Origin of the sequence: Marivita sp. (genome assembly GCF_965656765.1) — a bacterium.
Taxonomy (GTDB): domain Bacteria; phylum Pseudomonadota; class Alphaproteobacteria; order Rhodobacterales; family Rhodobacteraceae; genus Marivita.
Window position 1 is genome coordinate 23,025 of the sequence record NZ_CBFHLV010000041.1, and the last position, 7,331, is coordinate 30,355.

At 57.1% G+C, this 7,331-nt stretch carries 8 protein-coding genes; 4 read left to right on the forward strand and 4 right to left on the reverse strand.

Going from position 1 to position 7,331, the window contains the following annotated elements; all coding sequences use genetic code 11:
• Positions 1 to 49: 49 nt before the first annotated feature.
• The 4 genes from ACTG4M_RS11735 to ACTG4M_RS11750 form a co-directional block, all read right to left on the reverse strand.
• The gene (locus ACTG4M_RS11735; protein ID WP_439123847.1) at positions 50 to 1,528 is read right to left on the reverse strand and encodes an aldehyde dehydrogenase; all 1,479 of its coding nucleotides are present in this window, start codon (positions 1,526 to 1,528) and stop codon (positions 50 to 52) included.
• An 8-nt stretch (positions 1,529 to 1,536) separates the two neighbouring features.
• On the reverse strand, positions 1,537 to 2,571 hold the full coding sequence (locus tag ACTG4M_RS11740; RefSeq protein WP_439123848.1) for an LLM class flavin-dependent oxidoreductase: 1,035 nt from the start codon (positions 2,569 to 2,571) through the stop codon (positions 1,537 to 1,539).
• A 61-nt stretch (positions 2,572 to 2,632) separates the two neighbouring features.
• Complete coding sequence (locus ACTG4M_RS11745; RefSeq protein WP_439123849.1) at positions 2,633 to 3,421, reverse strand: alpha/beta fold hydrolase; 789 nt, start codon at positions 3,419 to 3,421, stop codon at positions 2,633 to 2,635.
• Positions 3,393 to 3,992: an amino acid synthesis family protein gene (locus ACTG4M_RS11750; RefSeq protein WP_439123850.1), complete on the reverse strand. Its 600-nt coding sequence runs from the start codon at positions 3,990 to 3,992 to the stop codon at positions 3,393 to 3,395. Before ACTG4M_RS11750 ends, ACTG4M_RS11745 begins: the two co-directional genes overlap by 29 nt.
• A gap of 90 nt (positions 3,993 to 4,082) precedes the next feature.
• Here ACTG4M_RS11750 and ACTG4M_RS11755 point away from each other — a divergent pair, with 90 nt between their 5' ends.
• The 4 genes from ACTG4M_RS11755 to ACTG4M_RS11770 all read left to right on the forward strand — a co-directional run.
• Positions 4,083 to 4,949, forward strand: coding sequence for a LysR family transcriptional regulator (locus ACTG4M_RS11755; RefSeq protein ID WP_439123851.1), 867 nt, complete (start codon positions 4,083 to 4,085; stop codon positions 4,947 to 4,949).
• Positions 4,950 to 5,189: 240 nt separating this feature from the next.
• Positions 5,190 to 5,522, forward strand: a complete 333-nt coding sequence (locus tag ACTG4M_RS11760) for a PepSY domain-containing protein (protein ID WP_439123852.1) — start codon at positions 5,190 to 5,192, stop codon at positions 5,520 to 5,522.
• A 71-nt stretch (positions 5,523 to 5,593) separates the two neighbouring features.
• Positions 5,594 to 6,277, forward strand: coding sequence for a winged helix-turn-helix domain-containing protein (locus ACTG4M_RS11765; RefSeq protein WP_439123853.1), 684 nt, complete (start codon positions 5,594 to 5,596; stop codon positions 6,275 to 6,277).
• Positions 6,278 to 6,290: 13 nt separating this feature from the next.
• The coding region (locus tag ACTG4M_RS11770; RefSeq protein WP_439123854.1) for a histidine kinase dimerization/phospho-acceptor domain-containing protein at positions 6,291 to 7,331 on the forward strand (1,041 nt) is incomplete at its 3' end.

Below are 7,331 nucleotides of genomic sequence, written 5' to 3' on the forward strand. Positions count from 1 at the left end.
ACGGATTTGTGCAACAAAGCCGATCAGGGGCCTCATAACAGACATCGACTCAACGCATGACAAACGGATTGGCCATCGGCTTGTCGGATGTGCTGATCCATGTTGTCTTGGTGCGCGTGTAGTCATGTATGGCCTCCAAACCTGCCTCCCGTCCGTAACCTGATTGGTCAAAGCCTCCAAACGGCGCAATGGGGGAAATGGCCCGATACGTGTTCACCCAGCATATCCCCGCCTTGAGGCGCGCCGAGACCCGATGGGCGCGTGCGACATTCTGAGTGAACACGCCTGAACCCAGTCCGAACGGAGTGCTGTTGGCCATCGCGATGGCTTCTTCTTCGGTGTCAAATGGCAAGAGCGACATGACAGGCCCGAACATTTCAACCTTTAGGGTCTCTGTGTTTGCATCGGCGCATTCAACGAGGGTTGGTGTCATGTAGTTGCCGGGTCGTTCGAGGGCCATACCTCCAAAGCGAATTGTTGCGCCGGCTTCACAGGCAACTGCAAGCGTTTCTTCGATCTTGCTGATCTGTGCGGCGGTGCAGAGCGGCCCGATCTGGGTGTCGGCATCAAGCGGGTCTCCGATGACAACGCCTCGCATTTTCTCTTCGATCTTGTTGGCGACAGCGTCAAGGACCGACCGATGCACCAAGCCGCGCGTTCCAGCGACACAGCTTTGGCCCGACGCGCCGAAGTTTCCCGCGATCAGCCCATTGGCCGCGCTTTCCAAATCCGCGTCCTCGAACACCAGAATGGGAGATTTGCCGCCCAGTTCCAATGTGGTGACGGCAAAATTTTCAGCTGAATTGCGCACCACGTGGCGTGCTGTTTCAGGACCACCGGTAAAGGCGATCCTGTCCACATCAGCGTGGCGTGTGAGCGGAATTGCACAGTTATCTGCATCCCCCGTGATGACAGACACCACGCCCGCAGGAAAGCCGGCCTGTTCGATCAGGCGGGCGAATGCGAGCATCGGCGCCGGGGCAATTTCCGACGCTTTGAGAACCACGGTACAGCCCGCTGCAAGAGCGGGACCCAACTTGGTCGCTGTCAGGAACATCTGGGCGTTCCATGGCACGATGGCTACGACCACGCCGATCGGTTCGCGCCGCGTGAAGACGTGCATGTCTGGCTTGTCGATCGGCAGCACGGCCCCTTCGATCTTGTCTGCAAGCCCTGCGTAGTAGCGGTAATAATCGCCGACATAGGCCGTTTGGCTGGCCGTTTCGGCCAAAAGCTTGCCGCTGTCCGTCGTCTCGATGCGCCCAAGTTTGGCGGCGTTTTCCTCGATCAGATCAGCAAGACGGTAAAGCAGCTTGCCGCGCTGTGTCTGTGTCATGTCGCGCCACGCAGGATCGTTCAGCATCCGACGCGCCGCCCCAACTGCACGTTCGACATCGGACGCGGACGCGCAGGCGAAGGTGGCCCAGTCCTCCCCGGTCGCCGGGTTTTGCGAGGCCATCGTCTGACCTTGGGAACCCTCTGTCCAAGCGCCGTCGATAAAAAGCTGATAATGCGGTTTGCTGTCCATTTTTAACCTCAATTAAAGGCAGGCATGACGTCGTCGATGAACCTTTGAAGCGAGGCGCGCTTGCGCTCGAAACTCATCCCGCTGTCGATCCAAAAAGAATATTCGTCATAGCCAAGGTCTTCGTATTTCTTAATTTTTGCAATCACCTCCGCCGATGTTCCGATTGTCAGGTCGCGCGCCATATTTTCAGGGGACATCAGCGCGTTGTTGGCCAGTTCCTCTTCGGAGAGCGGCGCGATCAGCCCTTGCTCCACAGGCCGTTTGTTCTGAAACCATGCTCCGAAATAGCAATAAAACCGTGACAGCTCTTGTGCGGCTTGCGCGACATCGGCCTCATCGGCACCGACATAGGTGTGATGCAACAGCATGATTTTCGGGCGTGGCCCGTCGTATTCCGCGCAGGCGGTGTTGAACCGTCCCATGAGCGTTTTGATCTCTTCAATCCCCTGCCAAAGCGGGGTCACCTGAATGTTGAACCCGTTTTGAACGCCAAACGCGTGGCTGTTGGGATCGCGTGCCGCAATCCAGATCGGCGGACCGCCGTCCTGTACAGGCTTGGGGGCTGCCGTGGTGGCCGGAAAGCTGAAAAACGCGCCTTCATGGGCGCAATCGCCCTCCCAGAGCTTAGGCAAAAGAGGTGCCAACTCGCGCATGCGCTGCCCCGCCTCCCAAGCGTCCATCCCGGGCATCAGGCGCTCGTATTCATAGGAATAGGCACCGCGAGCGATCCCAAGCTCAATGCGCCCATGTGTCATCAGGTCGGCCGCTGCGGCCTCTCCGGCCAGTTTGATCGGGTGCCAGAACGGTGCGATGATCGTGCCAGTGCCAAGCTTTACATTCTTGGTGTGATGGGCGACATTCACAAGCGACATCAGCGGGTTGGGTGCGATGGTAAACTCCATCCCGTGATGCTCTCCGGTCCAGACCGCGCGCATACCGGCGTTGTCCGCCATTTTACACAGCGCGATGAATTCTGCGTCAAGCTGGTCATGGGGCTGGGTGGGGGTCAGCCGTTCCATATGGACAAAAAGCGAAAAGTCCATTCTCAGGCTCCTTCGGTGTTATGAAAGACATCGCCGCGCAACGCGCGTGGGTCATGCGCGGTCATGGCCAGATGTCCTGTGCAAAAGCTGACAGCGCCGAATTCACGTCTGCTGCGTGTGTCATCGGCATCATGTGTGCTGCGCCGTCGACAACAAGGACACGTCCTTGCGGGGCAAGGTCGGCCATGATATGCGACATTTCGGGTGTAGAGTTGGGCTCATGTGCACCGGTGGCAAACAGCGCGGGGCATTTGAGCCCGCCAAGCGCCTGTCGGCTCGGACCGTCTGCATGGGCGAAAGCAGTGTATGCTTGCTTGTATCCCAAAGTGTCCGCCATACGCAGCCAGTCATCGCAGGCACTGCGCTGGAAAGACTGCTCCGTGCCGAACCACCTTTCAAGCGTGGGTGTTGGATCCGGCATGGTACTTCCATCAAGGCTGGCAGCTCGGGCTTGCACAGCGGCCTTGGCTTCGTCGCTGCGTTCGAAAATCGCGTTGAGCGCTGCAACAGCGCGAACGCATTCCGGTGCAGATTTCGCCAATTCCAGCGCGATCATCGCGCCCATCGAATGCCCGACCACCAGGGCGGGTTCGTCCAGCATGCGCAACAGGGGCAAAACGGCCTGCACATAGTCGTCCAGCTCCTTGCACTGCCCGTTGCATGGGGTTTCCCCGTGACCCGGCATGTCCGGCGCGATGACATGATGCGTGTCGCCAAGCGCCTTGATTTGTGCGCCCCATGCTTCGGCCCGTAGTCCTACACCATGCAACAAAAGAACAGGCCGCCCCGTGCCCGCCACGATGGCAGACAGGCCCGCCAGTTCAGACCGCGGCAGGATTGTCGAGATCATGGCCAAGGTCCTTTAGATCCTGATAGCGGTCTCCGATACGGTGATGCGGTCGTCCTGACATCGCCGCCCCGAGCACGACGACAACCTCATCATCGCGCGGGGCGTCTGGGATCGAAAACTGGATCGTCAGATAATGAGAGCGCCGCCCGGCATCATTCTTGTCCATAAGCGGCACCATGATCGGCGCATTGGCTGTCCCGCGTGTGTTGGTGAAGGCAAGATAGGACTTTGCCTCAACGGCCTCGCGGTAAAAATTGCCAAAGCGCAACGTGTGGATCAGTCCCGAAGCATGTTCGATTTCACCATCAAGGCCCACAACGGCGGCCTTGCCATAGGCCTCGATCGCTGTGCCGCTGCCCGCGAGCGAGATCATCCGATCCGTGATCATCTGTCCTAGGACCGGCCCGTAGGCACGGATCTCTGGCGTCAGGTCTTCGACAAACCGGCCCGCCCATGGGTTGCGTACAACCGCAGCCACAGCAAACATTCGCCAGGGTTTGTCAGCCGGGCGAAACCCTTCGATGAAGACCTCTTCATCATAGGTCACGATTTTCCTGATTTCAGGCTGCATGCCATTCTCCTGTTCGCTGCGGCAAACGCTACGGAACGCGTTAAATTTTGACAAACAAAGGAATTAAGACCATTGGTATAAGCTTTATTAATGGCTGGCTTGACCATGGCAAAATCCCTTCCTCCGCTCGGCTGGCTGCGCTCGTTCGAAGCGGCCGCGCGACATCTGAGCTTTACCGCCGCTGCAGAAGAATTGGGCCTCACCCAATCTGCCGTCAGCCAACAGGTAAAGTCACTCGAAACACGTCTTGCGGTTCCGCTCTTCATGCGACGGGCACGGGGACTGGCGCTGACAGATGCCGGACGTCGGTTACTGCCAGATGTTGAAGCACCGTTGCTAGCCTTGGCGGCTGCGATGGATGGTGTGGATGCCGGCCCAGAAAAAACCCTGTTGAACATCGCAACATCGGTCAGCGTTGCGCAGTGGGTTATTGGGCCGCGCCTACCGGAGTTTCAGGCACGATTTCCAGATCTCAGGGTAAGGCTGTTCAGTGCGATCTGGCCTGATGACTTCCACGCGACCCGTGCTGACGTTGAAATAAGGTTCGGGTCAGCAAAGCAGGCAGGGGTTGATGCGGAGCTGCTTTTGCCGAACCGGCTGATCGCATTGAAGTCTGCGAAAATCAAAGGAGACTTCCACGATTTACCGCTCATTGAGGCAGTTGGCACATCGAGCGGATGGCGTTCATGGGCCAAGCAAGTCGGACACACGCGGCCCGCGTCAATTTACACCGACACCTTCGGCATGGCACTTCACCTTGCAGCACAAGGATCTGGCGTGGCTCTGGTAAGCGAACTCCTCGCAGAGCACGCCCTGCGTACAGGGCTTGTCGAACGCGCGCACCCGTCGTCGCTCCCAAGTCAAGAGGGCTACTACCTTTCAATTTCAAAGGACAAGCGGCAGGCGTCGATGTTTCGTGAATGGTTGCTGGGCAGTCTGTATTTGTCAGCAACATGACCAAAAGTCGAACCGACTTGCACTTTTCTGCCGACCAAAGCTGATCAACGTTCCCGCAAGGTATATTCAGACATTCGACTGGACACCGCCGACGGACAGCATTGGGCCGACCGTAATGAAATGCTCATCGGTGCGCCTTACAAACTTGTAAGGTTCACTGCAGGCGATTGCAAAGTCGCTTCTCCATGTTGGTGTCATCGAAGGACGCGGTGTTCTTCCCCAACCAGATGGAGACATGACATGAACAAGAAACTCATAACAAGCGGTATCGCTGCAAGCCTTTTCGCAGCAACCGGTGTGGCCAGCGTTGCATCTGCACAAGCCAATGCGACGCCCCCGGCGTTCACAACAGAACAGGTCACGGAGATCGCCTTGGCAGAAGTTCCCGGCGAGGTGCAAGAAACAGAGCTGGAGCGTGAGTACGGCGTGTTGGTCTATGAAATTGAAATCCTGACTGCCGACGGCGTTGAAATGGAAGTCGAGATCAACGCGGACACCGGTGAAATCCTGGAGGTTGAAGCCGAGGACGCCAGTGACGACGATGATGATGACGACTATTCCGACGACGGCTAACTTAGCTTAGGAAATGTGGGAGGTGTGGCTACAAGTGCACCTCCCCTTTTTCATTTGGTGAAATGGTGTCTATGCGAATTCTCTTGCTTGAAGATGACAAGGATCTCGGCCCCTGGATCGCCAAGGGCCTGCGCGAGGAAGGTCACGTCATTGACCATTTTCCAGATGGCAAAGATGCACTGCTCGCTGCAATGGGCCAAGACTACGACCTGTTGATACTTGATCGTATGGTTCCCGGTCTGGACGGTTTGTCTGTTCTGAAGTCTTTGCGCGCCTCAAAAAACACCACACCTGCCATTTTTCTGACCGCCCTTGGTGAGTTGGATGATCGGGTTGAGGGGTTTGAAAGCGGAGGCGATGATTATCTGACCAAGCCCTTTGCGTTCATTGAACTTTCAGCGCGCGTTAATGCGCTTGGGCGGCGGCGAACGGGCGCTGAGGATAACGGCGGCGAAACAACCGTGTTGCGGTATGGAAATCTAAGCCTCGACCTTCTCGCGCGTAACTGCGAGCGCGAAGGCAAAGCGATCGAACTTATGGCAAAAGAGTTCAAGCTATTGGAGTATTTTATGCGTAGGCCCGGACGCCTGGTCACGCGGACGATGTTGCTGGAACAGGTGTGGGATATGAGCTTCGATCCGACAACCAGTGTTGTCGAAACCCATATCAGCCGCCTTCGCGCCAAGATTGACAAACCCTTTACCGAGGAACTTCTGCGAACCCGTCGGGGGGAAGGCTATGTTTTTGGTGGGTAGGCTTTCACATCACATGAGATGGCTCGTTCGCTCTTCGACCTTGCGGCTGACGTTCCTTCTGTCGGTCGTGTTCTCGCTTGGCATGGCCCTGGCCATCATTGCCTCGCTCGCTTTGGGCCGCGATGCCATTCTGGACAGGGTCGATGACCAACTCCTAAGTCTTGCCGCAACGGTCGAGGTGGACGAGGCATCCGGCGATGGATCCTCTTTGATCATCATGCCGCTTGATGAACTGGAAGACCTACCGCAAGCCTTTGAGCGGGTTGCACGTGATGGCGGCGGGACAGTCAGTTTGGACGATGATTTTCGCCGCTCAGAGGACTGGCGTGTCTTGGTGGCGCGTGACAGTGAAAATACACCAATTCTAATTGCCGTTCCGGTGGAAGATAGTGAGGACGCGCTGGAGCTCTTGGGCGGTGTGCTGTGGAGCACGGCCGGAATTGTGCTCGTTTTTGTGCTCGCCATCGGATTGGTAGCCGGGCTATTGAGCCAAAGGCGTTTCCAGAGGATTAAGGCCACACTTGACGACTTGGCCGCCGGTGATTTGCAGGCGCGCACAGGGCTCTCTCAATCATCCGATGATCTTGGCGATGTTGCACTTCAACTTGATGCGACAGCATCCGAGCTTGAGCGACTGGTCGCCCAAACACGAAACCTCAGTGCCAGCTTGGCTCACGATTTGCGCACTCCGTTGGCGCGCCTTCACGCGCGCCTTGAAACTCTGCCTGAAGGCGAAGAACGCAGCGCAGCGCTTGAAGAAGCATCGCGCCTGTCCGGTGTTTTCGATACCATCATGCGTGTCGCCCGGATTGAGGCGGGCCAAGGGCGCGACGGTTTTGAAGTCTTGAACCTTGGTGAATTGGCAAGCGAAGCAGCAGAGGTTTTTGGACCAGTTGCAGAAGATAATGCAAAAAGTTTCATCTTGGATGTCACCAACCCTGCGACCCTGCAAGGCGACCGGAAAATGCTGATACAGGCCATGGCGAACCTTATTCAAAACGCAATTGTCCACGGCGGATCGCACATCACGGTGTTTGCTCACGGCGCAACACTG

Bases quoted from the DNA above. Each gene is read 5' to 3' on its own strand.
- ACTG4M_RS11735 (WP_439123847.1), bottom strand. From the start codon at position 1,528: ATGGACAGCAAACCGCATTATCAGCTTTTTATCGACGGCGCTTGGACA.
- ACTG4M_RS11740 (WP_439123848.1), bottom strand. From the start codon at position 2,571: ATGGACTTTTCGCTTTTTGTCCATATGGAACGGCTGACCCCCACCCAG.
- ACTG4M_RS11745 (WP_439123849.1), bottom strand. From the start codon at position 3,421: ATGATCTCGACAATCCTGCCGCGGTCTGAACTGGCGGGCCTGTCTGCC.
- ACTG4M_RS11750 (WP_439123850.1), bottom strand. From the start codon at position 3,992: ATGCAGCCTGAAATCAGGAAAATCGTGACCTATGATGAAGAGGTCTTC.
- ACTG4M_RS11755 (WP_439123851.1), top strand. From the start codon at position 4,083: ATGGCTGGCTTGACCATGGCAAAATCCCTTCCTCCGCTCGGCTGGCTG.
- ACTG4M_RS11760 (WP_439123852.1), top strand. From the start codon at position 5,190: ATGAACAAGAAACTCATAACAAGCGGTATCGCTGCAAGCCTTTTCGCA.
- ACTG4M_RS11765 (WP_439123853.1), top strand. From the start codon at position 5,594: ATGCGAATTCTCTTGCTTGAAGATGACAAGGATCTCGGCCCCTGGATC.